The organism is Devosia sp. 1566 (genome assembly GCF_004005995.1).
Lineage (GTDB): Bacteria > Pseudomonadota > Alphaproteobacteria > Rhizobiales > Devosiaceae > Devosia.
Window position 1 is genome coordinate 2,092,003 of the sequence record NZ_CP034767.1, and the last position, 25,678, is coordinate 2,117,680.

General features: G+C 62.4%; 32 protein-coding genes, 1 tRNA gene and 1 other annotated feature. Of the genes, 20 read left to right on the forward strand and 13 right to left on the reverse strand.

Annotated features, from left to right (window positions below):
- Positions 1–2 precede the first annotated feature (2 nt).
- Entirely contained in the window at positions 3–485 is a 483-nt protein-coding gene (locus ELX51_RS10140) for a GNAT family N-acetyltransferase (RefSeq protein ID WP_127753402.1), read from the forward strand.
- Positions 486–541: 56 nt separating this feature from the next.
- Here the strand turns inward: ELX51_RS10140 and gndA are convergent, their stop codons facing one another.
- Complete coding sequence (gndA, locus tag ELX51_RS10145) at positions 542–1,987, reverse strand: NADP-dependent phosphogluconate dehydrogenase (RefSeq protein ID WP_127753403.1); 1,446 nt, start codon at positions 1,985–1,987, stop codon at positions 542–544.
- A 201-nt stretch (positions 1,988–2,188) separates the two neighbouring features.
- Between gndA and ELX51_RS10150 the strand changes: the two genes are divergently transcribed.
- Positions 2,189–2,959, forward strand: a complete 771-nt coding sequence (locus ELX51_RS10150; protein WP_248305089.1) for an SDR family oxidoreductase — start codon at positions 2,189–2,191, stop codon at positions 2,957–2,959.
- Positions 2,928–3,488: a gluconokinase gene (locus tag ELX51_RS10155; protein ID WP_127753404.1), complete on the forward strand. Its 561-nt coding sequence runs from the start codon at positions 2,928–2,930 to the stop codon at positions 3,486–3,488. The genes ELX51_RS10150 and ELX51_RS10155 overlap by 32 nt, the downstream gene beginning before the upstream one ends.
- Positions 3,489–3,539: 51 nt before the next feature.
- On the opposite strand, the gene ELX51_RS10160 is transcribed toward ELX51_RS10155, so the two are convergent.
- The 4 genes from ELX51_RS10160 to ELX51_RS10175 all read right to left on the reverse strand — a co-directional run bounded on the left by ELX51_RS10160 (position 3,540) and on the right by ELX51_RS10175 (position 6,918).
- Positions 3,540–5,024 (reverse strand): SulP family inorganic anion transporter, encoded by a 1,485-nt coding sequence (locus ELX51_RS10160; protein WP_127753405.1) that lies wholly within the window; start codon positions 5,022–5,024, stop codon positions 3,540–3,542.
- A 59-nt stretch (positions 5,025–5,083) separates the two neighbouring features.
- Positions 5,084–5,139: a sequence feature (sul1 is cis-regulatory element that is thought to sense ions involved in sulfur or methionine metabolism; They are found in Alphaproteobacteria), on the reverse strand.
- Between the two features lie 104 nt (positions 5,140–5,243).
- Positions 5,244–5,696: a CYTH domain-containing protein gene (locus tag ELX51_RS10165; RefSeq protein ID WP_127753406.1), complete on the reverse strand. Its 453-nt coding sequence runs from the start codon at positions 5,694–5,696 to the stop codon at positions 5,244–5,246.
- 1 nt (position 5,697) lies between these two features.
- Complete coding sequence (locus ELX51_RS10170; protein WP_164854833.1) at positions 5,698–6,570, reverse strand: CHAD domain-containing protein; 873 nt, start codon at positions 6,568–6,570, stop codon at positions 5,698–5,700.
- A 165-nt stretch (positions 6,571–6,735) separates the two neighbouring features.
- Positions 6,736–6,918 carry a CsbD family protein gene (locus ELX51_RS10175; protein WP_127753408.1) on the reverse strand — a complete coding sequence of 61 codons (183 nt, stop codon included), beginning with the start codon at positions 6,916–6,918 and terminating at the stop codon, positions 6,736–6,738.
- 123 nt (positions 6,919–7,041) lie between these two features.
- Here ELX51_RS10175 and ELX51_RS10180 point away from each other — a divergent pair, with 123 nt between their 5' ends.
- A complete protein-coding gene (locus ELX51_RS10180; protein WP_206524740.1) occupies positions 7,042–7,701 on the forward strand; it encodes an RluA family pseudouridine synthase in 660 nt (219 codons plus the stop codon).
- On the opposite strand, the gene ELX51_RS10185 is transcribed toward ELX51_RS10180, so the two are convergent.
- The 5 genes from ELX51_RS10185 to ELX51_RS10205 all read right to left on the reverse strand — a co-directional run bounded on the left by ELX51_RS10185 (position 7,680) and on the right by ELX51_RS10205 (position 9,838).
- Complete coding sequence (locus ELX51_RS10185; protein ID WP_127753410.1) at positions 7,680–7,982, reverse strand: hypothetical protein; 303 nt, start codon at positions 7,980–7,982, stop codon at positions 7,680–7,682. The two genes, ELX51_RS10180 and ELX51_RS10185, sit on opposite strands and share 22 nt — an antisense overlap.
- Positions 7,983–7,984: 2 nt before the next feature.
- The gene (locus ELX51_RS10190) at positions 7,985–8,362 is read right to left on the reverse strand and encodes a Rid family hydrolase (protein WP_127753411.1); all 378 of its coding nucleotides are present in this window, start codon (positions 8,360–8,362) and stop codon (positions 7,985–7,987) included.
- A 13-nt stretch (positions 8,363–8,375) separates the two neighbouring features.
- Positions 8,376–8,461 (reverse strand) — tRNA-Leu (locus ELX51_RS10195).
- Positions 8,462–8,492: 31 nt separating this feature from the next.
- Positions 8,493–8,990, reverse strand: coding sequence for a xanthine phosphoribosyltransferase (gpt, locus tag ELX51_RS10200; protein WP_127753412.1), 498 nt, complete (start codon positions 8,988–8,990; stop codon positions 8,493–8,495).
- A gap of 80 nt (positions 8,991–9,070) precedes the next feature.
- Positions 9,071–9,838 carry a molybdopterin-binding protein gene (locus ELX51_RS10205; RefSeq protein ID WP_127753413.1) on the reverse strand — a complete coding sequence of 256 codons (768 nt, stop codon included), beginning with the start codon at positions 9,836–9,838 and terminating at the stop codon, positions 9,071–9,073.
- Between the two features lie 132 nt (positions 9,839–9,970).
- Here ELX51_RS10205 and map point away from each other — a divergent pair, with 132 nt between their 5' ends.
- Together map and radC are read left to right on the forward strand one after the other, a co-directional pair.
- The gene (map, locus tag ELX51_RS10210; RefSeq protein WP_127755246.1) at positions 9,971–10,807 is read left to right on the forward strand and encodes a type I methionyl aminopeptidase; all 837 of its coding nucleotides are present in this window, start codon (positions 9,971–9,973) and stop codon (positions 10,805–10,807) included.
- Positions 10,804–11,586 (forward strand): DNA repair protein RadC, encoded by a 783-nt coding sequence (radC, locus tag ELX51_RS10215; protein ID WP_127753414.1) that lies wholly within the window; start codon positions 10,804–10,806, stop codon positions 11,584–11,586. The genes map and radC overlap by 4 nt, the downstream gene beginning before the upstream one ends.
- A gap of 2 nt (positions 11,587–11,588) precedes the next feature.
- Here the strand turns inward: radC and ELX51_RS10220 are convergent, their stop codons facing one another.
- Positions 11,589–12,323 carry a cytochrome c biogenesis protein CcdA gene (locus tag ELX51_RS10220; RefSeq protein WP_348983113.1) on the reverse strand — a complete coding sequence of 245 codons (735 nt, stop codon included), beginning with the start codon at positions 12,321–12,323 and terminating at the stop codon, positions 11,589–11,591.
- Positions 12,324–12,493: 170 nt separating this feature from the next.
- Here ELX51_RS10220 and rpe point away from each other — a divergent pair, with 170 nt between their 5' ends.
- From rpe to ELX51_RS10240, 4 genes are read left to right on the forward strand one after another with little or no spacing between them, the layout of a single operon-like run.
- Positions 12,494–13,171 (forward strand): ribulose-phosphate 3-epimerase, encoded by a 678-nt coding sequence (rpe, locus tag ELX51_RS10225; RefSeq protein WP_127753415.1) that lies wholly within the window; start codon positions 12,494–12,496, stop codon positions 13,169–13,171.
- Positions 13,164–13,616, forward strand: a complete 453-nt coding sequence (fosX, locus tag ELX51_RS10230; protein WP_282567552.1) for a FosX/FosE/FosI family fosfomycin resistance hydrolase — start codon at positions 13,164–13,166, stop codon at positions 13,614–13,616. Before rpe ends, fosX begins: the two co-directional genes overlap by 8 nt.
- Positions 13,613–14,950 (forward strand): adenylosuccinate lyase, encoded by a 1,338-nt coding sequence (gene purB / locus ELX51_RS10235; RefSeq protein WP_127753417.1) that lies wholly within the window; start codon positions 13,613–13,615, stop codon positions 14,948–14,950. The genes fosX and purB overlap by 4 nt, the downstream gene beginning before the upstream one ends.
- A complete protein-coding gene (locus ELX51_RS10240; protein WP_127753418.1) occupies positions 14,947–15,504 on the forward strand; it encodes an alpha/beta fold hydrolase in 558 nt (185 codons plus the stop codon). The genes purB and ELX51_RS10240 overlap by 4 nt, the downstream gene beginning before the upstream one ends.
- A 50-nt stretch (positions 15,505–15,554) precedes the next feature.
- Here the strand turns inward: ELX51_RS10240 and ELX51_RS10245 are convergent, their stop codons facing one another.
- Positions 15,555–15,878 carry a DUF1476 domain-containing protein gene (locus tag ELX51_RS10245; protein WP_127753419.1) on the reverse strand — a complete coding sequence of 108 codons (324 nt, stop codon included), beginning with the start codon at positions 15,876–15,878 and terminating at the stop codon, positions 15,555–15,557.
- 231 nt (positions 15,879–16,109) lie between these two features.
- On the opposite strand from ELX51_RS10245, the gene purC reads away from it, so the two are divergent.
- The 8 genes from purC (at position 16,110) to grxD (ending at position 22,600) form a co-directional block, all read left to right on the forward strand.
- Positions 16,110–16,874: a phosphoribosylaminoimidazolesuccinocarboxamide synthase gene (purC, locus tag ELX51_RS10250; RefSeq protein ID WP_127753420.1), complete on the forward strand. Its 765-nt coding sequence runs from the start codon at positions 16,110–16,112 to the stop codon at positions 16,872–16,874.
- A gap of 21 nt (positions 16,875–16,895) precedes the next feature.
- Positions 16,896–17,138: a phosphoribosylformylglycinamidine synthase subunit PurS gene (gene purS, locus ELX51_RS10255; protein ID WP_127753421.1), complete on the forward strand. Its 243-nt coding sequence runs from the start codon at positions 16,896–16,898 to the stop codon at positions 17,136–17,138.
- Positions 17,139–17,414: 276 nt separating this feature from the next.
- Positions 17,415–18,494 carry an acyltransferase family protein gene (locus ELX51_RS10260; protein WP_127753422.1) on the forward strand — a complete coding sequence of 360 codons (1,080 nt, stop codon included), beginning with the start codon at positions 17,415–17,417 and terminating at the stop codon, positions 18,492–18,494.
- A gap of 86 nt (positions 18,495–18,580) precedes the next feature.
- A complete protein-coding gene (gene purQ, locus ELX51_RS10265; RefSeq protein ID WP_127753423.1) occupies positions 18,581–19,249 on the forward strand; it encodes a phosphoribosylformylglycinamidine synthase subunit PurQ in 669 nt (222 codons plus the stop codon).
- Between the two features lie 31 nt (positions 19,250–19,280).
- Positions 19,281–21,530, forward strand: coding sequence for a phosphoribosylformylglycinamidine synthase subunit PurL (purL, locus tag ELX51_RS10270; RefSeq protein WP_127753424.1), 2,250 nt, complete (start codon positions 19,281–19,283; stop codon positions 21,528–21,530).
- Between the two features lie 70 nt (positions 21,531–21,600).
- The gene (locus tag ELX51_RS10275; protein WP_127753425.1) at positions 21,601–21,837 is read left to right on the forward strand and encodes a BolA family transcriptional regulator; all 237 of its coding nucleotides are present in this window, start codon (positions 21,601–21,603) and stop codon (positions 21,835–21,837) included.
- 5 nt (positions 21,838–21,842) lie between these two features.
- Positions 21,843–22,160: a DUF6665 family protein gene (locus ELX51_RS10280; protein ID WP_127753426.1), complete on the forward strand. Its 318-nt coding sequence runs from the start codon at positions 21,843–21,845 to the stop codon at positions 22,158–22,160.
- A gap of 104 nt (positions 22,161–22,264) precedes the next feature.
- A complete protein-coding gene (grxD, locus tag ELX51_RS10285; protein ID WP_127753427.1) occupies positions 22,265–22,600 on the forward strand; it encodes a Grx4 family monothiol glutaredoxin in 336 nt (111 codons plus the stop codon).
- A gap of 50 nt (positions 22,601–22,650) precedes the next feature.
- On the opposite strand, the gene ELX51_RS10290 is transcribed toward grxD, so the two are convergent.
- A complete protein-coding gene (locus ELX51_RS10290; RefSeq protein WP_127753428.1) occupies positions 22,651–22,935 on the reverse strand; it encodes a Dabb family protein in 285 nt (94 codons plus the stop codon).
- A gap of 151 nt (positions 22,936–23,086) precedes the next feature.
- On the opposite strand from ELX51_RS10290, the gene ELX51_RS10295 reads away from it, so the two are divergent.
- The gene (locus ELX51_RS10295; RefSeq protein WP_127753429.1) at positions 23,087–24,301 is read left to right on the forward strand and encodes an MFS transporter; all 1,215 of its coding nucleotides are present in this window, start codon (positions 23,087–23,089) and stop codon (positions 24,299–24,301) included.
- A 126-nt stretch (positions 24,302–24,427) separates the two neighbouring features.
- A complete protein-coding gene (locus tag ELX51_RS10300; protein ID WP_127753430.1) occupies positions 24,428–25,675 on the forward strand; it encodes a multidrug effflux MFS transporter in 1,248 nt (415 codons plus the stop codon).
- The last annotated feature ends 3 nt before the right edge of the window (positions 25,676–25,678 follow it).

Below are 25,678 nucleotides of genomic sequence, written 5' to 3' on the forward strand. Positions count from 1 at the left end.
CAATGCGGATTCGCCCGGCCGTTGAGGGTGACCGTTCGGCGGTCCTCGCCATCGTTGCGCCGGTCCTCCGGGCCGGCGAAACCTACGCCATGCCTCGTGACCTCGATGACGAGCAGGTGCTGGCATATTGGTTCAGCCCCGCCCATCATGTCTTCGTGGCTGAGGACAACAATGCCCTGCTGGGCACCTATTACCTTAAACCCAACCAGCTCGGCCCCGGCGCCCATGTCGCCAACTGCGGTTACATGACCGCCGCTGCCGCCCAGGGGCGCGGCGTTGCGAGGGCAATGGGCACGCACTCGATTGAGCAGGCGGGCGCCCGCGGCTTCCGGGCCATCCAGTTCAATCATGTGGTCTCCACCAACCAGCGCGCTGTGGCCCTCTGGCAGTCACTCGGCTTCGCCATAGTCGGCACACTGCCGAAAGCGTTCAACCATCCCGTCCACGGCTTTGTGGACAGCTACGTAATGTTCAGGACGCTCTAGGCAACGAAAAAGGGCCCCGCCTCAGCGGAGCCCGGTGCCTGCTGTGTCTTTGGGTCTCAGCCGCCGATCACCGGCTTGAGCGCTGCGATCTCGAGGGTTGACGGCCACTTGGCATGCAGGTTCGAGCCACGTCCCTCGATCTCGAACCCATGCGCACCAAAGAAATCGCGCTGCCCCTGAATCAAATTGGCCGTGCCCTGAGCCTGGCGATAGCTGTCGAAATAGCTCAGCGCCGCCGAAAGGCAGACCAGCGGGAATTCTCCCACAGCGCCCGCCGCCACCACCTTGCGCAGCGACGGATGGGCTTCCTTCATCAACTCGACAAAGTCTGGCACCACCAGCAGATTGGTGTTGCCCCCTTTGGCATAGGCCGCCGACATCTGGTCGAGGAAGCGAGAACGAATGATGCAGCCGGCGCGCCAGATCTTGGCGATAGTCGCCAGCGGCAGCGCCCAGCCATTTTCCTCGGAAGCCTTGGCGATCACCGCAAAGCCCTGCGCATAGGAGACGATCTTGCCTGCCAGCAGCGCCTGCTCCAGCTCGGCCAGCGTCACCTCGGTCTTGGTGCGGTTCGGCTTGCCGTAGATCGCTTCGGCCGCGACGCGCTCATCTTTGCGCGCCGAAATCGAGCGGGCTGCCACGGCGCCCTCGATGGCGGTTGCCGGCACGCCCATCTGCTGGGCGGCAATGGCCGACCAAACACCGGTGCCCTTCTGCCCCGCCTTGTCGAGAATCAACTCGACCAGCGGCTGCCCGGTCTGCTCGTCAATGGCGGCCAGCACATGCCCGGTGATCTCGATCAGGTAGGAATTGAGCGGACCCTTGTTCCACTCCTTGAACACATCGGCGCATTCACCGGGGCTCATGCCTAGCCCATCGCGCATCACGCCATAGACTTCGGCGATCATCTGCATGTCGCCATATTCGATGCCGTTGTGGATGGTCTTGACGAAGTGGCCCGCGCCGCCTTCACCCAGATAGGCGCAGCAGCTTTCGCCGTTGAACTGGGCAGCGATCGCCGTCAGCACCGCCTCGGCATTATGCCACTGCTGCTCGGAACCACCCACCATGATCGAAGGACCATGGCGCGCGCCCTCTTCACCGCCCGAAACGCCAACGCCGAGATAGCCGATATTCTTGGGCTTGAGATAATCGAATCGCCGTTGGGTATCGGTGAACAGCGAATTGCCGCATTCGATGATCGCATCGCCCTCTTCGAGATAAGGCAGCAGGTGTTCGATCATCTCGTCCACCGGCGCACCGGCCTTGACCATGATGATGATCGAGCGCGGCCGCTTGATGGAGGCGATGAACTCGGCAATATCGGCCTTGGCGATCACATTGCCGACCAGACCCTGCTCAGTTGCCATGGCAACAAAGTTATCGATTCGAGACGCAGTGCGATTGTGAACGGCAACGGTATAGCCTTTTTCGGCGATGTTGAGCGCCAGGTTCGAGCCCATCACTGCCAGCCCGATAAGGCCGATATCCGCTGTCGACATGCAAACAGTCCTTCTAAGAAAATGCGTCGCCATTCATGCGCGGGAATGCTTGCCCCGCGCGGCGGCGAACCTGACCACAAACGGACCATCGACGGAAGGCCCTGTCGGGGCATATTTTACGCCTAAAAGCCTCATGTATGGAAGGCGCCATTGCCTCGCGCCGTTCGCCCCCTTAGGTTTGCGCAAGTTTAGGGGATCACCGTGCCATCTTCGTCTCTGTTCAGCCTTGCGGGAAAGCGGGCTCTTGTCACTGGCTCAAGTCGCGGCCTTGGGCTCGCCATGGCCACCGCCCTGGCCCAGGCTGGCGCCGCCGTGATCCTCAACGCCCGCGACGCGACGGCGCTCGGCCAGGCTGCCGCTGACCTGGCGGCGACCGGCGCCACCGTCAACGCCGTGGCCTTCGATGTCACTAGCATCGAGAGCGTCCAGGAGGCCGTGGCCTACTGCGAAGCCGAGCTCGGCCCCATCGACATCCTCATCAACAATGCCGGCATCCAGATTCGCGGCCCGCTGGATGATTTCCCGCTCGACGGGTTCGAAGCCATGCTGGCCACCCATGTCACCGCGACCTTTGCAGTCAGCAAGACGGTGGCCAAGCATATGATTGCGCGCCGCCAGGGCAAGATCATCAATATCTGCTCGATCCTGACCAATGTCGCCCGGCCCAATGTTGCCCCTTATGGCGCCGCCAAGGCGGCCATTGCCAATTTGACTCGCGGCATGGCGGCAGACTGGGCTCGCCATGGTCTCAATATCAACGCCATTGCCCCGGGCTACTTCATGACCGAACTCAACGAGGCGCTGATAGCCGATCCTCAGTTCAATCGCTGGGTCGAAACCCGCACCCCCATGGGCCGTTGGGGCGAAGTTGCCGAACTTGGACCGCCCGCGGTATTTCTCGCTTCCGACGCAGCCAGCTTCATCAATGGACACATTCTCTATGTCGACGGCGCCTTCTCAGCCACGGTCTAACGCCCGCATCATCATCGTTATGGGGGTCAGTTCCTCGGGCAAGTCCACCACGGGCCAGTCCATCGCCCGGCGCCTCCATACGCCATTCCTCGATGGCGACGGCTATCATCCGCCCGCCAATGTGGAAAAAATGCGCGCCGGCATTCCGCTTGTCGATGAGGATCGCTGGCCCTGGCTTCAGCGGCTCGCTCAAGCCCTGCACGAGGCCGCGGACAAGAAGGGTGCAGCAGTCGGCGCCTGCTCCTCGCTCAAGCGGGCCTATCGCGACTACCTGCTCGAGCAGGCGGGCGAGCCGATCCTGTTCGTCTACCTCCAGGGCGACCGACAGGTGATCGGCGAACGCATGGCGCGGCGCCAGCACGAATACATGCCGGCCACCCTGCTCGACAGCCAGTTCGCCACCCTGGAAGAGCCCGATCCCGCCACCGAGAACGTGCTCGTCGTGCCTGTTACCGACAGTGTGGAAAAGATCACCACCACGGTGACCAAGACGCTCGAACACCTCAAGACCTTCAAGCGCTGGCAATAAGCCGCGTTCGGCTAAAAGGAATGCCCCGCTGCAAGGCGGGGCACCGAACCGTCAATGGCCCAGCATGCGTTCCATCGCACCGGGCTGGTCATGCTCGGCGAACTTGTCCATGATCGTGGCGCTCGCCTCATTCATGCCGACCAGTTCGACTTCTGCTCCATTCCGGCGCAGCTTCAGCACCGCCATGTCGATCGCCCCAACTCCGGTCAGGTCCCAGATATGAGCGCGGCTGACATCGATTCGCGCCCGCGCGAGCTTCTCCTTGAAGTCGAACGCGGCGAGGAAATCGTCAGCTGACGCAAAGAAGAGCTGCCCCTCAACGAGATAGCGGCGTTCCTGCCCGTCAGGCGACAGGGTCGAGCTCACCCGGAAAAATTGCGCGACCTTCCAGGCGAAAAAGATCCCCGACAGCAGCACGCCCACCCCCACCCCGAAGGCTAGGTTGTGAGTCCAGAGCACCGTTATCACCGTCGCCAGCATCACGATGCTCGACCGCCGCGGATGGGAGCGCAGATTGTTGAGCGAGGCCCAGCTGAACGTGCCGACCGAAACCATGATCATGATGGCCACGAGCGCCGGCATGGGGATGAGCCCCACCACATCGCCCAGCACCAGCAGCAAGAACAGCAGGAACGCACCGGCCACGAAGGTCGACAGCCGCCCGCGTCCACCCGAGCGGACATTGATCACTGACTGCCCGATCATCGCGCAACCCGCCATGCCGCCAAATAGGCCCGAAGCAATATTGGCGAGGCCCTGCCCCACCGACTCGCGGTTCTTGTCGCTGGTGGTGTCGGTCATCCCATCAACGATGGAGGCGGTCAGCAGGCTTTCCAGCAGCCCCACAGCAGCTACCCCGGCCGAGTACGGCAGGATGATCCACAAGGTCTCGAGCGTCAGCGGCACATTGGGCAGCAACAGGCTGGGCAGTGCGGACGGCAACTCGCCAAGATTGGCGACGGTGCGTACATCAACTCCCAGCGCCAGCGACACCGCCGTCAGCACGAGGATGCACACTAGCGGCGATGGAATGGCTTTGGTCACCCGCGGAAACAGGTAAATGATCGCCAGCCCCGCCGCAATCATCGCATAGGTCTGCCACGACACCCCCATCAGCTCGGGTAGCTGTGCCATGAAGATCAGGATTGCCAGCGCATTGACGAAGCCCGTCATCACCGAGCGCGACACGAACTTCATCAGATACCCGACCCGGGCGTAGCCCGCGAGGATCTGGAGCATGCCGGCCAGCAGCGTGGCCGCCAGCAGATAGTCCAGCCCGTGCTCGCGTACCAGCGTTCCCATGAGCACGGCTGTTGCGGCCGTGGCGGCGGAGATCATGGCGGGTCGCCCCCCGGCAAAGGAGATGACGATGGCGATCACCACGGAGGCATAAAGCCCAACCTTGGGGTCTACCCCCGCGATGATCGAAAAGCCGATCGCCTCGGGAATAAGGGCAAGAGCGACAACAATGCCCGCAAGCACATCGCCACGGATGTTGGAAAGCCAGTCACGGCGCAGAGTTTGGGTAAAAGTCATGATGGTCCAGGCTGCGCTGGCCCTGTCGCAAGGCGAACAAGGCAAAGCAGTTCTTGCTGGATTGTCTGGCGGATCGGCGGCCAGAAGAGCCACCCGGATTTGCACCGGGTCCGATGAATGCTGCGCTTGTGCAGAAGTCGCCAGCAAAAATCAAGCCGCCGGCAGCACCCGCTCTGCGCTTAAGCGAGCACCCGCCAACAACGCCCGTCCACCATTGAGCTAGCTGCGTGCCAGTGTCGCATTATAGTAGCGCTCGTCATCGCTGACTTCTTTGCCAACCCAGCCCGGCAGGGCAATCTTCTGGTCGTCGCTGTCGAGCTCGATCTCGGCCAACACCAGCCCCTGGTGTCGCCCCTCGAACACGTCAACTTCCCAGGTCAGCCCGTCATGGGGCACGTGGTAGCGTCGCTTTTCCAGCACCTGCGGCTGCGCCATCAGCAGCAGCTCGCGCGCGTCCTCGATCGGGATGGGGTACTCATATTCCGGCCGCACGAGGCCCGCGACCTTGCCCTTGAGCGTGATGACCGCCTCGCGGTCGTCGAAACTGCGCACCCGCACCGTGGCCTTGGCATTGGTCGACAAATAACCCTGCCGGATAAGTCGCCCCTCGTCGGCCAGGCTGCGCCACTCGTCCGATCGCACGAGGAACTTGCGTTCGATCTCTTGCCCCACCTCAATGCCCCTTCTTGGCCAACGCCCAATATTGCCCCAGCCGGCCCACCAGCGCACCCGGCTTTTCCGCGCCCAGTTGGCGGCCAAGGGCAATCGCTTCCTGCCCAAGATGATCGCGCCGTTGCCGGATCGTGATCAGGATCGAGGGCACGCTTGGATCCGAAAGCCCGCCGACAAAGTCCTCGAGAACCGTGAGGTCATGGTGGCTCCCCAAGGTGGTTTCGAGCTCGGCAACCCCTGCCCGATAGGGCTTGGTCATGGCTGGGGCACAGGCACTGAGCAGGCTCAGATGATGCCAGAAATACTTGGCCGCCTTGCGCCATTCGTGAAACTGCACGGGATCGTCGCTGGTAGCAGCCGCTTCCATGCCCTGGCGCATCCGCCGGTAGTTGTCATGCAGACCCTGGGCCAGACTATCGAAGCCATGCCCGCGCACGCTCCAATTGGGAATGCGCTCGCGTAAAGCCACGAACCGCGCACTGAACTCATCGGCAAGGGCTTCCGGGTCGCCCTGCTCGCCAGCCGCCTCATTATTGGCCTGCAGCAAGGCCCGCACCGCGCTGATCGGTAGATTAATGTCGTCTTCCCGCAGGCTTTCCAGCGTCTTGATCATCACCGCCGCATCGCGGTTCCCCGCCAGACCATTAGCGGCCTCGCGCACTGCGGCATTCTCCTGGGCGAAATGCTTGAACCTGGGCTTGATCAGGCGCAGCAGCCCACGCAGCTTCTTGCAGCGCTTGCGCAGCGAGTGAATCGTCTCGTCAGGATCGGAAAGGTCCTTGGCCTCCGCGAGCGCAGCTTCCACCTGCTCCAGTGCAATACGGCGAACGCCGGCACCGGCTCCCTCTTCGCGTGGTTGAAACTTGAAACCCAAGACTGCGCTCCTTTGCTTGATTGCAGGATCAAGCACGACCCCACTGTCATAGTTCCACAGCCGGCAATGCCGCGAGCAGACCCTTTGACGACCTCTCACCGCGTGCCGCAAAACAGTAGAGGCCGCCCAATGGGCGGCCTCTGAAATTCGTTACGGCAAAACGTGCTACTTTTTAAGCATGTCCCGGGCGGCTTCTTTCACCTCGCCGACCTTCTGCTGGACTTTGCCCTGCGTCTTGTCAGCCTTGCCTTCGGCCTGGAGACGTTCGTCGCCAGTCAGCCCGCCAACGGCGTCCTTGATCGCGCCCTTGGCCTGGTTACCGGCGCCCTTTGCTTCGTCTTTATGCATCGAAAGCTCCTTTGGTTGGTGTTGTTTAATAAACGGTACGCCGCCCACATGGTTCCGCAATGCGCTGTCCTGTCGGCTATGCCTGCACCTCAGGACCTGCTAGATCGCGCCATGCCCGGTCCAATGCCCACCCTCCTCAACTACCACCCGCCCGTCGAGCCCTATCTGTCGGTTATCCATGTGGATGACGACATCTTGGTGCTCGATAAACCGAGCGGCTTGCTCAGCGTGCCGGGCAAAGACCCATCCTTGTGGGACTGCCTAGAGTACCGGGCGCGTCAAACCTGGCCGACCGCCGGCATGTGCCATCGCCTCGACAAGGACACGTCCGGCGTTCTCGTGATGGCGCTCAACAAGCGCGCCCATGGCCGTATCGGCTCGCAGTTTGAGCACCGGCAAACCAAGAAGAGCTATGTTGCGCGCGTGAGCGGCTTCATCGAAGCCGATACCGGCCTGGTTGACCTGCCGCTCGCCACGGATTGGGACAACAAGCCGCGCCAGCGTGTCGACCATGAGAATGGCCGGCCGGCGCAAACCGAATGGACCGTGCTGGAGCGCGAAGCCGCGGCCACCCGGGTGCGCCTGCATCCACTGACCGGCCGCACCCACCAGCTGCGGGTTCACATGATGGCCGTCGGCCACGTAATCTTGGGAGATGCGTTCTACGCCGGCCCGGAAGATTTCGCCGCCGCCGATCGCCTGCAACTGCACGCCGCGGAACTGGGCTTCACCCATCCCACCACCGGCGAGTTCATTCTGTTTCAGGCACCCGTGCCGTTCTGATCCCCACCCAGATAGCGCAGCTGGATGCGGTGAAACAGATGGCCCGGCTTCATGCTGTCGAGCCAGCGCCGGAACGCATCGAGATCGGCAAAGCCCGCCCGCTGCGCATCGGCGAGGGTCACGTTGGCCGGGTCCATCTCATCCATCGCGTCGATGGAAAGGATGCCAATCTTGGTCTTGAGCGTGCCGCCGGCCCGGACGGTCGGCCGGCTCCAGCGCCGAAACACCAAGTCGACCTTGCCAGCCTTGATGTCCTCGAGCAGTTCGCGTTTGAGCAGCACGGCTAGCTCAGCACTGCAGTAGCAAGGAGCTCGACGCGCAAGCCCTCGGCGAGCAGTTCCTTGACCACCACCGTCGCGCGCACGGGATAAGGCGGCTGGAAGTGCCGGACATAGGCGTGGTTCATGCCTGCCGCATCGGCCTTGTCGATCAGAAACACCTGCACCTGCACGATATCGGCCAGTGTGCCCCCTGCCGCTCGCATGGCGATCTCGAGATTGCCGATGGCGCGCTCGGTTTGCACCTCGATATCGCCGCTGACGATTTCACCGGTTGCCGGGTCTTCAGCCACGGCCACAAGCCAAATCTGTTTGCCGGCGCGTACCGCATCGTTCACGGGAGCCGAAGAAGGCGCAATGCCGGTTTCAATTCGTTCAAACATGACTGTCCAGTTCTGGTGCGGGCGGCGGGACTCGAACCCGCACGGGGATACCCCCTCCGGATTTTAAGTCCGGTGTGTCTACCATTCCACCACGCCCGCGTTCGGGTTCCAGCAGTGCCGAAACTCGTGCTTAGTCGGTGCCGCCGCTGATCGGGGCGACATAGGCCACGTCCAGATCCCACGGGAAGAAGATCCAGGTGTCCTGGCTGACTTCAGTGATGAAAGTATCAACCAGCTCGCGGCCCATCGGCTTGGCATAAACGGTCGCAAAATGCGCCCCTGGCAGCATGTCGCGCACGGCGCGCGCCGTATTGCCGGTATCCACCAGGTCGTCCACAATCAGCACCTTGCCGCCGCCCTGCGCCATCTCGATGATCTGCGGCGCAATGGGCTTGAGCACCTTCACCGAACCCTTGTTCTGGTGATCGTAGGATTTCACCGAAACCGATTCCACCACACGGATATTGAGTTCGCGCGCCGCAATGGTCGCTGGCACCAGCCCGCCACGAGCGATGGCCACCACCGCGTCGAAATTCCCCATCCCCATCAGGCGCCATGCCAGGGCGCGACTATCCCGATGGAACTGGTCCCAGGTGACGGGGAAATTCTTCTGGTAAGGGTTGCTCAAATCGATCTCCATACGCATCCGAGGCCAGGGAGGCGCTCGAAAGCCGTCGCTTCCTTAGCAAACCTGGGGTGCAACGCCAATCAGTCTTGCGGCGCGTCCACACCCGCGGCGCGATGTGCCGCATCCACCATGGCGCGCACTTTCTCGGTCGCCTCAGCCAGCCTTTGCGCATCCGACGAGCGCAGCACCAGCTCGGTCATCACCCGGCCATGCCCCATCTGCGGATAGGAGCCCATCTTCACATCGGGATACTGCGCCTGCAATTCGCCCAAGGGTCCACCAACCGTACCCTCGCCCACCGCCGCCCGCACCGTCTCCGACAAGACGCGCTTGCCGCCCTGGAGCGTCGGCGCCAAAGCCTCGAGCATGGCGCGCATGATGATCGGCACCCCTGCCATCACATGCACATTGCCGATGCGGAATCCTGGCGCGGCGCTCACGCTGTTGACGATGAGGTCGGCGCCCTCGGGAATGCGCGCCATGCGCAGCCGCGCTTCGTTGACCTCGGTCCCGGTTTCGCGCCAGCGCGCTTCGAGCATCGCTCGGGCATCGGGGTTGATCGGCAGCGCGACCCCGAAAGCCTTGGCGATGGCATCGGCGGTGATATCGTCATGCGTCGGCCCGATGCCGCCGGTCGTGAACACGTAGGTGTAGCGCGAGCGCAGCGCGTTCACCGCCGCAATGATGTCGTCGGTGTCATCGCTGACCACCCGCACTTCCTTGAGCTCGATCCCCAGATCGGTGCAGAAATCGGCGGTCGCGCCGATATTGACGTCCTTGGTGCGGCCCGAAAGAATCTCATCGCCAATCACCAGAAGCCCGGCGGTCACGGAAGCTGCGCTCGACATGGGAAATCAACCTGTTATTGCCCCCCAGCAATGCCCCGCGCCATCAGGTGCGTCAAGCCAACACGCAGTGAGCGTTGGCTCTTCCAATCACCCGATTGGACGATTATCTTTGCCCCTTAGCCGGAGAGCATGATGATTACCTATGTCGATGCCGAAACCAAGGGCCGCCGCACGCCAGGCGTTATTCCGCTGCACGGACCGGAAGGCTTTGAGGGCATGCGCAAGGCCGGCCAGCTGACCGCGCGCGCCCTCGACATTCTCACCGAATATGTCGAGCCGGGCGTGCCCACCGCCACGCTCGACCGCATTGCCTATGAGTTCGCGCGCGACAATGGCGCGATGCCCGCAACCCTGTTCTACAAGGGCTTCCGCCACTCGCTGTGCACCTCCATCAACCATGTCGTGTGCCACGGCATTCCCGATGAGCGCCCGCTCAAGGAAGGCGACATCGTCAATATTGACCTGACGCTGATTGTGGACGGTTGGTACGGCGATTCCAGCCGCATGTATCCGGTGGGCGAAATTTCGCGCAAGGCCGAGCGGCTAATCGAAGTCACCTATCAAAGCCTTGAAGCTGGCCTTGCGGCCGCCAAGCCGGGCAACACCACCGGCGATATCGGCGCTGCCATCCAGACCCTGGCAGAAGGCGAGCGCACCAGCGTGGTGCGCGACTTCGTGGGGCATGGCGTTGGCAAGCTCTTTCACGACGAGCCCAATATCCTCCATTTCGGCCAGCCCGGCACCGGTGTGCCCCTCAAGCCCGGCATGATCTTCACCATCGAGCCGATGCTCAATCTGGGCCGGCCGCACGTCAAGATTCTCTCCGATGGCTGGACCGCGGTCACCCGCGACCGCACCCTGTCCTCGCAATGCGAGCACTCCATTGGCATCACCGAAACCGGACATGAGATTTTCACGACCTCCCCGGCCGGCCTGTTCAATCCTCTGGCCGCACGACAAGCCGCATGACCAAGAGGCGGGGCGAGGAGTTCGACGAAGCCAGTTTCCTAGTCGCCGACACTCCTGCCCCCAACGATCAGGCTTCGGTGGCTCCTGCCAAAAGTGGCGCGCCCACGTCCGATCACTCTGGTCATCGCAAACGACTGAGGGACCGTTTTCTCAAAGTCGGGGGCGATGCCTTCGAGGACTACGAACTGCTGGAGCTGGCCCTGCACCTGGTCATCCCGCAAAAGGACACCAAGCCGCTGGCAAAGCAGTTGCTGAAGGAGTTCGGGTCTTTTTCGGGCGTGTTCGCTGCCAGCGAAGCGCGCCTGCGCAACATTGACGGGCTTGGAGAAACCTCGGTGGCCAATCTCAAGGTCATCCAGGCCGTCGCCGCCCGTTTCGGCCGCGACCGGATCGCCGTGGAAAAGCCGATCCTGTCCTCTTGGTCCCAGCTGATCGACTACTGCACCACCCAGATGGCCTTCGAGAGCATCGAGCAGTTCCGCATCCTCTTCCTCGACAAAAAGAACCGGCTGATTGCCGACGAGGTGCAGCAAACCGGCACCGTCGATCACACTCCGGTCTACCCGCGCGAAGTGATCAAGCGCTCGCTCGAACTAGGCGCCACGGCGCTGATCTTGCTCCACAACCACCCGTCGGGCGACCCGTCGCCCTCTTCGGCCGATGTGCGCATGACCCGCGAAATCGCGGATATAGCCAAGCCGCTCGGCATCACGCTGCACGACCATCTCGTGATCGGCAAGAACGGCCACGCCTCGCTGCGCGCGCTCAAGCTGATCTGAGCCTAGCCGAAGGTCGCCAGCACCGGGAAGGTCTCGAGAAACCAGAACGAGATGCGGGTGAAATTGCCCGTGAGGAACAGCACCCCGGTCACGATCAGCAAAGCGCCCATCACCCGCTCCACTGTGTGCAGGTGCTTCTTGAAGCCGTTAAAGAACGTCAGGAACGGCCCGATAGCAATGCCGGCCAGGAAAAACGGCACACCGAGTCCAAGAGAATATAGCCCGAGCAGCGATGCGCCCTCCCAGGCCGTGTCCCGGCTCGCCGCCACAGACAGCACTGCAGCCAGCACCGGCCCAATACACGGGGTCCATCCGATCGCAAAGGCTAGGCCCAACAGGAACCCGCCCAGCGGACCGCTGGCAACGCCCGGCCCCTGATGGCGCACCTGCCGATCCAGCAAGGCGATCCGGTACACGCCCAGGAAATGCAGCCCCATGGCGATGATCAGGAGGCCGGCCAGCGGCGTGAGGATCGGCAACGCCTGCCGGAACACCTGCCCAAACGCCGTGGCGGTGGCGCCCAGCGCAATGAACACGACGCTAAACCCAAGGATGAAAAACACCGAAGTGCCCATCACCCGCCGCTGCAGCGCCCCCGCGCCACCCTCTTCGGCCCGCAGCTGGTCGAAACTGGCGCCGCTCATATAGGTCAGATAGGGCGGAACAAGCGGCAGCACGCATGGACTGAGAAAACTCAGCACCCCGGCGCCAAACACCATCGGCAGCGAAAACTCCACAACACAGCTCCGTTGATCGCGACCCTGTGTAGCGCGTCACCCGCACAAAGCAACCGCCACACCGCCGCATCGCCCCCTTGTGAAACCCGCGCCCGCACCACGCACTGCCTTGTCGGCGTCGTGCCCCTTATGTAGAGCAAAGGCTTCTCCTGCGGCAAAAGGCCAGCCTCATGACCCAACCCATCCGCATCGCTCCGTCCATCCTCTCGGCAGACTTTGCCCGGCTGGGCGAGGAAATCAGCGCCATCGATACGGCGGGGGCGGACTATATCCATGTGGATGTGATGGACGGCCATTTCGTGCCCAACATCTCCTTTGGCCCCACCGTCATGGCTGCCATGCGTGCCCGCACCAAAAAGCCCTTCGACGTGCATCTGATGATCTCGCCGGTGGATGTTTATCTGCCCGCCTTTGCTGCGGCCGGAGCCGATATCATCACCGTCCATGCCGAAGCGGGCCCGCATCTTCATCGCACGCTCCAGGCCATTCGTGGCCTTGGTGTAAAAGCAGGGGTTGCGATCAATCCCGGCACTCCGGTATCAGCCATTGAGCCCGTGCTCGACGATGTCGACCTGGTTCTTGTGATGAGCGTCAATCCCGGCTTTGGCGGGCAAAGCTTTATTCCCTCCACGCTTTCCCGCCTGCGCCAGGCCCGTGCCCTTATCGCCGGCCGCCCGATTGATTTGGAAGTGGATGGCGGCATTTCCGCCAACAATGCCCGCGCCGTGGCCGAAGCGGGCGCCAATGTCTTTGTTGCCGGTTCCTCCATCTATGGCGGCAACGATCCCTCCACCTATGCCGCGCGCATTGCCGCCATCCGCGACGCGGCCACAACACTCAGTGTCTGATCCGCGGCCCCAGGGCCTGAGCCATCTGACCTTCATCGTGGCCGACCTGGACCGGATGGAAACCGTTCTCACCCAGGTGCTCGGGGCGAGAAAGATCTACGACAGCGGCAGCACGACGTTTTCACTCTCGCCCGAGCGCTTCTTCCTGCTGGGCGATGACGAACTCTGGATCGCCATCATGCAGGGCGAGCCCCTGCCCGCCCGCAGTTACAATCATGTCGCCTTCAAGATCGCGGAAGCCGACCTCGAGCTTTACCGCGAGCGCATCCTCTCACTTGGCCTCGAGCTGCGCGAGAGTCGCCCCCGCCTTGCTGAAGAAGGCCGATCGCTTTATTTCCACGATCACGACAATCACCTGTTCGAACTTCATACCGGAACGCTGTCGGAACGCCTGACGCGCTACCGGGCCGTGCCGCCCGCTCAAACTCAAGGTCCAGATCAATGATCCCTCGCTATTCCCGTCCCGAAATGGTCGCCATCTGGTCCGCCGAAACGCGCTTTTCCATCTGGTTTGAGATCGAGGCGCACGCGACCACCAAGCTCGCTGAACTTGGCGTCGTGCCCAAGGAAGCCGCCCAGCGCATCTGGGACGTGATGAATGCCCGCAAGGCCGAGCATGGCGATTACGCCTTCGACGTCGCCCGGATCGATGAAATCGAGCGCACCACCAAGCACGACGTCATCGCTTTCCTCACCCACCTCTCCGAGATTGTCGGCCCCGAAGCCCGCTTCGTGCATCAGGGTATGACCTCGTCCGATATCCTCGACACAACGCTCTCGGTCCAGCTTGCCCGCGCCGCCGACCTGCTGATCGCCGATGTCGACGCGCTTTTGGCCGCCCTCAAGCGCCGCGCCCTTGAGCACAAGCACACCATAACCATCGGCCGCTCGCACGGCATCCACGCCGAACCCACGACCTTCGGCGTCAAGCTGGCCGAAGCTTATGCCGAATTCACCCGTAACCGGCAGCGTCTCGTTCACGCCCGCGAGGAGATCGCCACGGCCGCCATTTCGGGCGCGATCGGCACCTTCGCCAATATCGATCCCTCGGTTGAGCAATATGTCGCCGACAAACTCGGCCTCGCTATCGAGCCGGTGTCCACCCAGGTGATTCCGCGTGACCGCCACGCCATGTTCTTCGCGACCTTGGGCGTCGTCGCCTCCTCGATCGAACGGGTCGCCGTCGAGATCCGGCATCTCCAGCGCACCGAAGTGCTCGAGGCAGAGGAATATTTCTCGCCGGGCCAGAAGGGCTCCTCGGCCATGCCGCACAAGCGCAATCCGGTGCTGACCGAGAACCTGACCGGTCTTGCCCGACTGGTGCGCGGCATGGTCACCCCCGCGCTCGAAAACGTCGCCCTCTGGCATGAGCGCGACATTTCGCACTCCTCGGTCGAGCGCATGATTGGCCCTGACGCTACCGTCACCCTCGATTTTGCCCTCGCACGCCTCACCGGCGTCATCGACAAGCTTGTGGTCTATCCCGAGAATATGCGCCGCAATCTCGACCTGCTCGGCGGCCTGCATAACTCCCAGCGCGTGCTGCTGGCCCTCACCCAGGCCGGCTACTCGCGCGAGGACAGCTATGCCGCCGTCCAGCGCAACGCCATGCAGGTCTGGGAAATGCGGGGCGACCGCACCGGGCAGTTTGCACGCAACCTAAAGGCCGACCCGGCCGTCTCCCTGTCTGACGAGCAGATCGACGCCATGTTTGACGATGCCTATCACCTCAAGCATGTCGACACGATCTTTGCCCGGGTATTTGGGGAAACGGCATGAAGCTGTCCGAAGCTGACATTCTGATCATTCCGGGCCTGGGCGGCTCCCCGTCCGGTCACTGGCAGCAACGCTGGGCCGAGCGCATGGCCAATGCCGCCATTGTCGAGCAAGCCGATTGGGACGAGCCTGACCCCGACGACTGGATTTCGACGATCGAGCAGGCCGTGTTGATGGCGACCCGGCCCGTTGTGCTGGTTGCCCATTCCCTGGGCGTGCTTGCCGCCGTGGGCGCTGCCGGCCGCTTGACCGACACCAAGGTGCGCGGCGCCTTCCTCGTAGCGCCGCCCGATGTCGAACTGCATCCCGATGCGCCCGAAGCGGCGATTGCCTTCCGCCCGATCCCGCGCGACCCGCTGCCCTTCCCCTCGCTGATGGTTGCGTCCACCAACGACCCCTATTGCACGGTCGAGCGCGCCGTGGAGTTCTCGACCTGCTGGGGCTCGGAATTTCACGAAGCAGGCGAAGCGGGTCACATCAACCTCGACTCGGGGCATGGCCCCTGGCCTGAGGGGCTTTTGATGTTCACCCGCCTGATGCAGCGCATCCGCCAATAAAAAGCCCGCGGACATGATCCGCGGGTTCTCCGTTAAACAGCTAAGCCAGTTCAGCCCTCGGCTGCAATCTGCTCGCTGGCCGTCTGCTTGAGCTGGGCCATCTTCTGGCGAATCACGTCGTCACCAATGTTCAGCCCCTTGGCCTTGAGGTCGCCCGACACTTTGCGGAACACGTCCTCGTCGCCCGCTTCGGCGAAATCGGCCGCGACCACTTCCGCCGCATAGCTCTTGGCTTCATCCGCGGGCAGACTCATCAGTTCCGCCGCCCAGATACCCAGCAACTTGTTGCGGCGCGCTTCTGCCTTGAACTGCTTTTCAGCGTCAAAGGCGAACTTGGTTTCCTCGCCCCGCCGACGATCTTCGAATCCGCTCATGCAACACTCCGATTGCTTGGCCGGCCCTCCCTTTGGGGCGGCTTTCCGCCCCGACATAGGGCGTCGGCGCGGTCAAATCAACGCTTGCCCCCATGCTGCACCAATCCACCTGCGGCCTGCCGACACCGCAGCCCACAGGTGGCTGACTCGAAATAGCTTGCATTTTTGCGCGGTTCTGGCGCATGAAGCGGCCCATTCCTCCCCTTCCCCTTCATCGCTATTGGACCCCTCATGACCCGTCGGCGCAGAATCTATGAAGGCAAGGCCAAGATTCTTTTCGAAGGCCCCGAGCCCGGGACCCTGGTTCAGTATTTCAAGGACGATGCCACCGCTGGCAATGGCGCCAAGCACGACGTCATTGACGGCAAGGGCGTGCTGAACAACCGCATCAGCGAGTTCATCTTCACCAAGCTCAATGGCCTTGGCATTCCCACGCACTTCCTTCGCCGCATCAACATGCGCGAACAGCTGATCAAGGAAGTCGAGATCATCCCGCTCGAGATCATCGTGCGCAACTACGCCGCTGGCTCGCTGGTCAAGCGTCTCGGCCTTGAGCCCGGCACGCAGCTGCCCCGTTCCATCATCGAGTTCTGCTACAAGGACGACGCCCTGGGCGACCCCATGGTCTCTGAAGAGCACATCACGGCTTTTGGCTGGGCCACCCCCGCCGAGCTCGACGACATCATGTCGCTCGCGATCCGCGTCAACGACTTCCTGACCGGTCTTTTCATGGGCGTCGGCATCCAGCTGGTCGATTTCAAGATCGAGTGCGGTCGTCTCTATGAAGGCGACATGATGCGCATCGTTCTGGCCGACGAGATTTCGCCCGATAGCTGCCGTCTCTGGGACATCAAGACCCGCAACAAGCTCGACAAGGATCGCTTCCGCGAAGACCTTGGCGGCCTCGTCGAGTCGTACCGGGAAGTAGCGCAGCGTCTCGGCATCTTGGTGGAAACCGAGAATGCGCTGACCACCGGCCCTCGGCTGGTCCAGTAACTACTCGTTTAGGACAACACCATGAAAGCCCGCGTCACCGTTACGCTCAAGCCAGGCGTCCTCGACCCGCAAGGTCAGGCAATTGAAGGATCTTTGGCCAGCCTGGGCTTTGCAGGTGTTGCATCTGTGCGACAGGGCAAGGTGTTTGATATCGAGCTGCACGGAACCGAGGAGTCGGACGTGCGTTTTCAGATCAACAGCATGTGTGAACGCCTGCTGGCGAACACCGTGATCGAAAACTACGCCGTCGAAATTCTCGATTAACGCCTTTGTTGTATTTTTATATTCGCGCCGTTCTTGGGGGCGCAGGACCATATTGCCATGCTTAAAACCGTTTCCCTCTCGGTCATGTTCTTCGCCACTCTCGGCCTGATGTTTGCGGCCTACGCTTCGGTTCCGGTCTGAAGCTCCCAAGCGTCCCGGCCCGTTCACCTGCCCTTCACCGGAGCAGCTGACAGCGCGTTAATCTTGTTCCAAGCTCAAGCGTCACTTCACCTCCGTTCAACCCTATAAGGGGCTCGAACTGGCGCGGAGTGAACCATGAGCGAGAGCAAGCAACGCCTGGATTGGGTCGATACTGCCAAAGGCATTTCGATCCTTTTGGTGGTGATGATGCACTCGGCGATCGGGGTCGGTGAAGTCACCAACCAGGTCAGCTATCTGCATTGGATCATTGCTTGGGCCTCGCCATTCCGTATGCCCGAGTTCTTCTTGATCTCGGGCCTATTCCTTTCTCAGGTCATTGATCGCGACTGGCGGCGCTATGCCGACCGGCGTGTGGTCCATTATCTTTACTTTTACGCGCTCTGGGCCGTGATCCACCTCCTGTTCAAGGAAGCGGTTGGCGCCGGCCATCCGGTTACGGCCATGACCCATATGCTCTGGGCCATTGTCGAGCCCTATGGCGTGCTGTGGTTCATTTACATGCTCGCCGCCTTCAGCGCCGTGGCCAAGCTACTCCACAACGCCAGGGCGCCCCATTGGCTTGTGCTCATCGGCGCCGCTCTGCTCCAACTCGTCCATGTTCAGACCGGCTGGTATCTGCTCGACCAGTTCGCTGAGCACTTCATCTATTTCTATTCCGGCTACGTCTTCGCACCGGTCGTGTTCCGGCTGGTTGCCTGGGCGCAGGACCATGTCGTCCAGACCTTGGCTGGCCTCTCGCTTTGGGCACTGCTCGAAACACTGCTGGTGTTCTCGCCAGGTTATCGGGTTCTGCCCATGACCATCCATATGGGCCTGTCGACTGCCCCGGGCATTCACCTGGCGCTGGCGCTTGCCGGCTCTGTCGCCCTTTGCGTTGTTGCGGGCCTGGTGTCCAAGCTTGCGTTCATGGATTGGCTGCGCTGGCTCGGAGCTCAGTCCATAGTGGTCTACCTGGCCTTCGCCCTGCCCATGGCCGCGACCCGCATCTTGCTTGTCAGAGTCGGATTCACCAATGCTGATCTGATCAGCACCCTGGTGATGGCCAGTGCCGTCCTTACGCCCTTGGTCCTGTTCTGGCTGATCCAGCGGGCCGGACGCGGCCGCTGGCTATTCGAACGCCCGGCTTGGGCGCGTCTGCCCGGCACGCCGGGTGCGCGAATCGGCACAACTGCCGTGCGGACGCCAGCGGAATAGGCGCTCACCGGCTCTTGCCCCTTGCCTTTTGCGACAAGAGACACGACAAGGTCCCGCATAATCCCTAGCTCGCGAGGACCCCGCCGATGAAGGCCGCTGTCATCATCTTTCCAGGGCTTAACCGCGACCGAGATATGGTTGCTGCGCTCACCAAGATTTCCGGCCGCGCGCCAACGACGGTCTGGCACGGAGAACGTGACCTTCCCGAAGCCGACCTGATCGTCATTCCCGGCGGTTTCTCCTACGGCGACTATTTGCGTTGTGGCGCTATTGCTGCCCGCTCCCCCATCATGGACGCAGTGCGCGAACGCGCCGCCGATGGCGTTCGCATCCTGGGCGTCTGCAACGGCTTTCAGATCCTGACCGAAGCCGGTCTCCTGCCCGGCGCCCTCATGCGCAACACCTCGCTCAAATTCGTCTGCCGTGAGGTGAAGCTGCAGGTGGCTAACGCCGACACGCCCTTTACCCGGCTGTACGAGCAAGGTCAGGTCGTCCGTTGCCCCGTGGCGCATCACGATGGCAACTACTTCGCCGATGCTCAGACCATCGAGCGGCTCGAGGGCGAAGGCCGGGTGGCCTTCCGCTATGCCGACGGCACCAACCCCAATGGCTCGATCAACGACATCGCCGGCATCCTCAGCGAGAACAAGAATGTTCTCGGGCTGATGCCGCATCCGGAAAACCTTATCGAGCTCGCCCATGGCGGCGATGATGGCCGCGCGCTCTTTGCCAGCGCCCTTGATCTCGTCGCCTGACCACCGCCGCTCCCAGCCGGACAGTTCACCCATGCCCTACGACAATCACATCGCCATTACGCCAGAACTCGTCGCCGACCATGGCCTCAAGCCTGACGAGTTCGACAAGATTGTCGGCCTGATTGGCCGGCAGCCGACCTACACTGAACTGGGCATCTTCTCGGCCATGTGGAACGAGCACTGCTCCTACAAATCCTCGAAGAAGTGGCTCAAGACCCTGCCCACCACCGGCGCCCGCGTCATCCAGGGTCCGGGCGAGAACGCTGGCGTGGTTGATATCGGCGACGGCCAGGCGGTCGTCTTCAAAATGGAGTCGCACAACCATCCGAGCTTCATCGAGCCCTATCAGGGTGCCGGCACCGGCATGGGCGGCATCTTGCGTGACGTCTTCACCATGGGTGCCCGTCCTGTTGCCGCCATGAACGCGCTGCGCTTCGGCGCGCCCGACCACGAAAAAACCCGCCATTTGGTGTCCGGCGTCGTCGCCGGCATCGGCGGTTACGGCAATGCCTTTGGCGTGCCCACCGTGGGGGGCGAGGTCGAGTTCGACCAGCGCTACAACGGCAATATCCTCGTCAACGCCTTCGCCGCTGGCCTGGCCGATACCGACAAGATCTTCTACTCCAAGGCGGAAGGCGTCGGCCTTCCCGTGGTTTATCTCGGCGCCAAGACGGGCCGCGATGGTGTTGGCGGCGCCACCATGGCTTCCGCCGAGTTCGGGGACGACATCGAGCAGAAGCGCCCCACCGTCCAGGTCGGCGACCCCTTTACCGAAAAGCGGCTGCTGGAAGCCTGCCTCGAGCTCATGGCCACCGGCGCCGTCATCGCCATTCAAGACATGGGTGCGGCCGGGCTGACCTGCTCGGCCGTGGAAATGGGCGCCAAGGGCGATCTCGGAATCGAGCTGAACCTCGATATGGTTCCGGTCCGCGAAACCGAAATGACGCCCTATGAGATGATGCTCTCCGAGTCCCAGGAGCGCATGCTGATGGTGCTGCATCCGGCCAAGGAAGCCGAAGCACGCGCCGTGTTCCAGAAATGGGAACTCGATTTCGCGACCGTGGGCAAGACCACCGACGATCTGCGCTTCCGCGTCATGTGGCGCGGCGAGGAAGTCGCCAATCTCCCCATCAAGGATCTCGGCGACGAAGCTCCCGAATATGATCGCCCCTGGATCGAGCCGGCCCGGTCCGCACCGCTCGCTGCAAACGACGTCCCGCAGATGGATGTCGCCGACGCTCTCCTCAAGCTGATGGGCGGCCACCAGATCGCCTCGCGCCGCTGGGTCTATGAGCAATATGACACTCTCATTGGCGGCAACTCGCTCCAGCGTCCCGGCGGCGATGCCGGCGTCATCCGCGTCGATGGCCATCCTGCCAAGGCGCTCGCCTTCTCGTCCGACGTCACCCCCCGCTATTGCGAGGCCGATCCCTTTGAAGGCGGCAAGCAGGCTGTGGCCGAGTGCTGGCGCAACCTGACCGCTACCGGCGCCGAGCCCCTGGCCGCCACCGACAACCTCAATTTCGGCAATCCCGAACGCCCTGAAATCATGGGCCAGCTGGTCGGCGCCATCAAGGGCATCGGTGAGGCCTGCCGCGTGCTCGAATTTCCGATCGTCTCGGGCAATGTCTCGCTTTACAACGAAACCAATGGCCGAGGCATCCTTCCCACCCCCACCATCGGCGGCGTCGGCCTGATCGATGATTGGTCGAAGATGGCCCGCACCGGCTTTGCGGCCGCTGGCGAGGTCATCCTCCTCGTGGGCGCCCCGCCGCAGCGTGGCACCCATCTCGGGCAGTCCATCTATCTGCGCGATCTCTTTGGCCGTGCCGATGGCGCTCCGCCGCCGGTCGACCTCGCCCACGAGAAGCGCACCGGAGATTTCGTGCGCAAGCTCATCCGCTCGGGCATCGCCACTGCCGTGCATGACCTCTCCGACGGCGGCCTTGCCGTGGGGCTAGCGGAAATGGCCGTAGCCTCCGGCATCGGCGCTACAGTCGTCGACCTCGAGGACCAGGACCCCATTCTGCAATACTTTGCCGAAGATCAGGGGCGCTACCTTGTCACCGTGAACCTGGACCCGCAGGGCGAGGACCTGGCCGATCTCTGGGCCGAGGCCCAGGCGCTCGGCATTTTTGCACCCTGGATCGGCTCGACCGGCGGCACGGACCTTGTCCTCGGCGCCGCCCGCCCCCTTCCCGTGGCGCAGCTGAAGTCGGCGCATGACGACTGGTTCCCCAGCTTCATGTCGGGCATGGCTGCCGACAATGCCGGCCATTGAAGCGCCTCGGCGACCATGCAATATCAAAGTGACCGGCCACGTCGCCGGCGACCTATGACGGAGTAGCGCTATGCCAATGGACGCAATCGAGATCGAGCGCCGAATCAAGGCCGCGCTGCCCGATGCCGAAATCGACATTCGCGATCTGGCCGGCGACGGCGATCACTACGCCGCCACTGTCGTGTCCACCGCGTTTAAGGGCAAATCGCGCGTGCAGCAGCACCAGATCGTTTATCAGGCGATTGGCGGCGACATGGGCGGTGCCCTCCACGCTTTGGCGCTGCAAACCAGCGCCCCGCCCGAGTAAGCACCATGTCGCTGCGCGACTCGCTCGATCTCATCCGCATGGTCCGCCCGGAAGCGGGCACATCGGCAATCGAGCACGAGATTGTTGCCGAGCGCGCGTCATCGCTCGGCAGCGCCGAAGCCCGGGTGATAGCGGCAATGGCAGCGCTCGCCGAGCCCGACTCGAACCGCCAGCAATGTCTTGAAACTGCCCGCCAGGCGGTCTGGGCCTACTTCGTTCAGCGTGAACTCATCGGCTTCCGTAGTCACAATGATGTCATCCGCGAACTCAAGATCACGCCCGAAGTGCTCGTCGGACTGGGCGCGGCGCCCTCTCGCCGCTAGAGCCGCGTGATTTCGCTGCCACTGTTCTCGACACCGCTGGGACGATGACCTATTTATCTACCAACAATGTCCGCTTTTCGGAGCGTGCAAGCGAGAGAGCAGCCATGACCGACATCAACGCCTTCATCACCGACAAGGTAACCAACAACGACGTGTTCCTCTTCATGAAGGGGTCGCCCGATTTCCCGCAATGCGGTTTTTCTGGCCAGGTCGTTCAGATTCTCAACTATCTCGGCGTTGAATATGGCAGCGCCAATGTGCTGGAAAGCGCCGAACTGCGCGACGGCATCAAGGCCTTCACCAACTGGCCGACCATTCCCCAGCTCTATGTAAAGGGCGAGTTTGTCGGCGGCGCCGACATCGTGCGCGAGATGTTCCAGGCTGGTGAACTGCAGTCCCATTTCGAACAGGCCGGCATCCCGGTCAAGCAAACCGCCTGATCGCGACCACTCAGACAACGACGCCGGCCCTTGCGGCCGGCGTTTTTGTTTCAAACCTCAATATCGGCCGAAAAGCGCAACTCGCGCATCGGCTGCACCTTGCGGGTTGTTTCCGCATAGGTCGGATGCGCCTTGTAGGCTGCCAGTGCAGCGGCATCGGCGAACTCGGCATAAACCACGACGTCGATCTCATTGGAGATTTGGTCGACCTTGCTGTTGCGGCGCACCTCGAAATGGGACGAGTGCGGGATAGTGCCCAGCAGCTCAAGGCCCTGGCAGATCGCCTCGACCTTGTCGGGTGATGGGGCGGTGAAGAATATGATGTGGCGGATCAAGGCAAACGGCTCCTGCGCGAAGCGCGTGTTGTTCCCGCCAGCGCGGCAGCGGTCAACCCCATCACCCAAATTCATCGAAGTCATTCCGCATTATCGCTTTGCGACATAGGACCGCAGGCGTAGACAGGATTGTCTTTCTTGGATTCCTGCCATGCCCAGCAGCCTTCGCCCCGCCGTACCTCTGCTTGCGCTGATCATCTGCGGCTGCCTCATCGCCGCGATTGGCAACGGCGTTCGCACCAGCTTCGGGCTTTTTACGCTGCCCATCTCCACCGATCTGGGCCTCACCCGCGAAGGCTATGGCATGGCCATGGCGATCCAGAACCTGGCCTGGGGCATAGCCCAACCCTTTGCGGGCGCTTGGGCCGATCGCTACGGCACCGGTCGCACCCTGGCCGGCGGCGCCGCCATCTACGCCTTGGGCGTAATTCTCATGGCCTTCTCTCCCACGGCCAGTCTGCTCACCGTCACCGGCGGCGTCATCACCGGAGTTGGCATTGCCGTATCATCCTTCAGCGTCGTCATGGTCGCCTTCGGCCGGTCCGTCCCGCAGGAAAAGCGCACCCTGATCTTCGGCGTCGCCACTGCCGCCTCGTCCTTCGGCCAGTTTATCTTTGCCCCGATCAGCCAGGGCTTCATCAACAGCTTTGGCTGGCACACCGCCCTTATCTATCTCGGCATGATGCTCGTGCTCATCATCCCCTTGAGCTACGCCCTGCGCGGTCGCACCGAGAACCCGGTCGGCCATGCCGACCTGCGATTCATGCAGGCGCTGGCGCGCGCTTGGGGACATGGCTCATACCGCCTTCTCGTCATCGGCTTCTTTGTCTGCGGCTTTCATCTGGCGTTCATCAACGTTCATATGCCCGCCTATTTGGTGCAATGCGGCCTCTCTCCCGAGGTCGGCAGCTGGACCATTGCCGTTATCGGCCTCTTCAACATCGTCGGCTCGCTCCTCTCCGGCTATCTCGGTAGCCGCCTGCCCAAACAGATGCTGCTCGCCAGCATCTACTTCCTGCGCGCAGTGGCTATCGCCGTGTTCCTGCTAGTCCCCGTCTCCGAATGGACCGCTTATGCCTTCGCCGCCACCATGGGCGTCCTCTGGCTCTCCACCGTCCCGCTGACCGCCGGGCTCGTGACCCTGTTCTTTGGCGCCCGCTACATGGGCATGCTCTACGGAGTCGCCTTTTTCAGCCATCAGGTCGGCTCCTTCGTGGGCGTCTGGCTGGGCGGCTATGTCTATGACGTGACCGGCTCCTACAGCCTGGTCTGGTATCTGGGCATAGTTCTCGGCCTGGCATCGGCCGCCATTCACCTTCCCATCAACGAAAAAGTCGACGTAAAATTCGCCCCGCAACCCGCCTGACCTGACCTGACCTAAAAGGCGCTGCCACCATCGCCTTTTAACGATATAGCCGGTTGCCAAATTGGGCTTCCGGGTTCATGGTCCGACACATCGTGTCGCGTCCGGCGGCAGCTCGAGATCCAGAACATGTCCAAACATTTGACCCGGGTGCTTTCCCGTCCGGAATTTATTGCGCTGATGGCAGCGATGATGTCGCTCAATGCCCTCGCTATCGATGTCATGCTCCCCGCTCTGCCGTATATGGGCGAAGCCCTTGGCATCAGCAGCGAAAACGAGCGTCAATTCGTCGTCTCGGTTTACATGTTCGGCTTCGGTGCCGCGCAGCTGGCTTTCGGCCCGCTGTCTGATCGATTCGGCCGTCGCGCGCCGCTCCTGCTCGGCATTATCCTTTATATCGTTGCGGTGGTCGCCGCAGCCTTCTCGCCCAATTTCGCCACCCTGCTGATTCTGCGCTTCGTGCAGGGAATTGGCGCCGCCGGCACCCGCGTCATCACCACCTCCCTGGTGCGCGACCTTTATTCCGGCCGCGCCATGGCCGAGGTCATGTCCCTGACTTTTATGGTCTTCATGGCCATCCCGGTTATCGCGCCCGGCATCGGGCAGATCCTGCTGCTGACCGGCCCCTGGCAGACCATCTTCATCTTCATGGGCGTGCTGGCCACGATCTTCGGCATTTGGGGCTATTTCCGCCTGCCCGAAACCCTACCGCTCGACAAGCGCCGCCCGCTGACCTTCGGCTCGGTGGTGGATGGCTTTCGCATCGTGTTCACGAACCGCGTGGCGTTCTCCTATGGCCTTGCCGGCATGTTCCTGTTTGCGGCGCTGTTTGGCTTCATCAGCTCCTCCCAGCAGATCTATGTCGACATCTATGGCCTGGGCGTCTACTTCCCCGTCGCCTTTGCCGCTATTGCCGGCCTGATGGCCGTGTCGTCCTTCACCAATTCCAAGATCGTGCGCCGCTTCGGCATGCGCCGGCTCTCTCACGGCGCGGTGCTGGTCTACACCCTGGTGAGCGGCGTCTGGGTTGTCCTCGCGGTCACCGGCAACCTGCCGCTCTGGCTGTTCCTCACCTGCCTCGCCATCATCATGTTCTGCTTTGGCTGGGCCGCCTCCAACATGAACTCGCTGTCCATGGAGCCGCTCGGCGCCGTCGCGGGTACCGCTTCCTCGGTCTTTGGCTTCATCCAGACCGTGGGTGGCGTGATCATCGGCGGCTATATCGGCCAGCACTTCGATGGCACCGTCGTGCCGGTGGCCGTCGGCTACTTCACCATGGGCTGCCTCGCCATCGCCTGCATCCTCGTGGCCGAACGCGGCAAGCTGTTCCGCACCGAGAACGGCCCCATTGCGGCCGATCTCTCCGCCGCCCACTAGGCC

Bases quoted from the DNA above. Each gene is read 5' to 3' on its own strand.
- ELX51_RS10280 (WP_127753426.1), top strand. From the start codon at position 21,843: ATGTCGCTGCGCGACTCGCTCGATCTCATCCGCATGGTCCGCCCGGAA.
- ELX51_RS10240 (WP_127753418.1), top strand. From the start codon at position 14,947: ATGAAGCTGTCCGAAGCTGACATTCTGATCATTCCGGGCCTGGGCGGC.
- purQ (WP_127753423.1), top strand. From the start codon at position 18,581: ATGAAGGCCGCTGTCATCATCTTTCCAGGGCTTAACCGCGACCGAGAT.
- ELX51_RS10160 (WP_127753405.1), bottom strand. From the start codon at position 5,024: ATGACTTTTACCCAAACTCTGCGCCGTGACTGGCTTTCCAACATCCGT.
- gndA (WP_127753403.1), bottom strand. From the start codon at position 1,987: ATGTCGACAGCGGATATCGGCCTTATCGGGCTGGCAGTGATGGGCTCG.
- rpe (WP_127753415.1), top strand. From the start codon at position 12,494: ATGACCCAACCCATCCGCATCGCTCCGTCCATCCTCTCGGCAGACTTT.
- purL (WP_127753424.1), top strand. From the start codon at position 19,281: ATGCCCTACGACAATCACATCGCCATTACGCCAGAACTCGTCGCCGAC.
- ELX51_RS10190 (WP_127753411.1), bottom strand. From the start codon at position 8,362: ATGTTTGAACGAATTGAAACCGGCATTGCGCCTTCTTCGGCTCCCGTG.
- ELX51_RS10300 (WP_127753430.1), top strand. From the start codon at position 24,428: ATGTCCAAACATTTGACCCGGGTGCTTTCCCGTCCGGAATTTATTGCG.
- ELX51_RS10175 (WP_127753408.1), bottom strand. From the start codon at position 6,918: ATGCATAAAGACGAAGCAAAGGGCGCCGGTAACCAGGCCAAGGGCGCG.
- ELX51_RS10275 (WP_127753425.1), top strand. From the start codon at position 21,601: ATGCCAATGGACGCAATCGAGATCGAGCGCCGAATCAAGGCCGCGCTG.
- purB (WP_127753417.1), top strand. From the start codon at position 13,613: ATGATCCCTCGCTATTCCCGTCCCGAAATGGTCGCCATCTGGTCCGCC.
- grxD (WP_127753427.1), top strand. From the start codon at position 22,265: ATGACCGACATCAACGCCTTCATCACCGACAAGGTAACCAACAACGAC.
- map (WP_127755246.1), top strand. From the start codon at position 9,971: ATGATTACCTATGTCGATGCCGAAACCAAGGGCCGCCGCACGCCAGGC.
- ELX51_RS10140 (WP_127753402.1), top strand. From the start codon at position 3: ATGCGGATTCGCCCGGCCGTTGAGGGTGACCGTTCGGCGGTCCTCGCC.
- purS (WP_127753421.1), top strand. From the start codon at position 16,896: ATGAAAGCCCGCGTCACCGTTACGCTCAAGCCAGGCGTCCTCGACCCG.
- ELX51_RS10155 (WP_127753404.1), top strand. From the start codon at position 2,928: ATGTCGACGGCGCCTTCTCAGCCACGGTCTAACGCCCGCATCATCATC.
- ELX51_RS10260 (WP_127753422.1), top strand. From the start codon at position 17,415: ATGAGCGAGAGCAAGCAACGCCTGGATTGGGTCGATACTGCCAAAGGC.
- ELX51_RS10295 (WP_127753429.1), top strand. From the start codon at position 23,087: ATGCCCAGCAGCCTTCGCCCCGCCGTACCTCTGCTTGCGCTGATCATC.
- ELX51_RS10205 (WP_127753413.1), bottom strand. From the start codon at position 9,838: ATGTCGAGCGCAGCTTCCGTGACCGCCGGGCTTCTGGTGATTGGCGAT.
- radC (WP_127753414.1), top strand. From the start codon at position 10,804: ATGACCAAGAGGCGGGGCGAGGAGTTCGACGAAGCCAGTTTCCTAGTC.
- ELX51_RS10180 (WP_206524740.1), top strand. From the start codon at position 7,042: ATGCCCACCCTCCTCAACTACCACCCGCCCGTCGAGCCCTATCTGTCG.
- purC (WP_127753420.1), top strand. From the start codon at position 16,110: ATGACCCGTCGGCGCAGAATCTATGAAGGCAAGGCCAAGATTCTTTTC.
- ELX51_RS10245 (WP_127753419.1), bottom strand. From the start codon at position 15,878: ATGAGCGGATTCGAAGATCGTCGGCGGGGCGAGGAAACCAAGTTCGCC.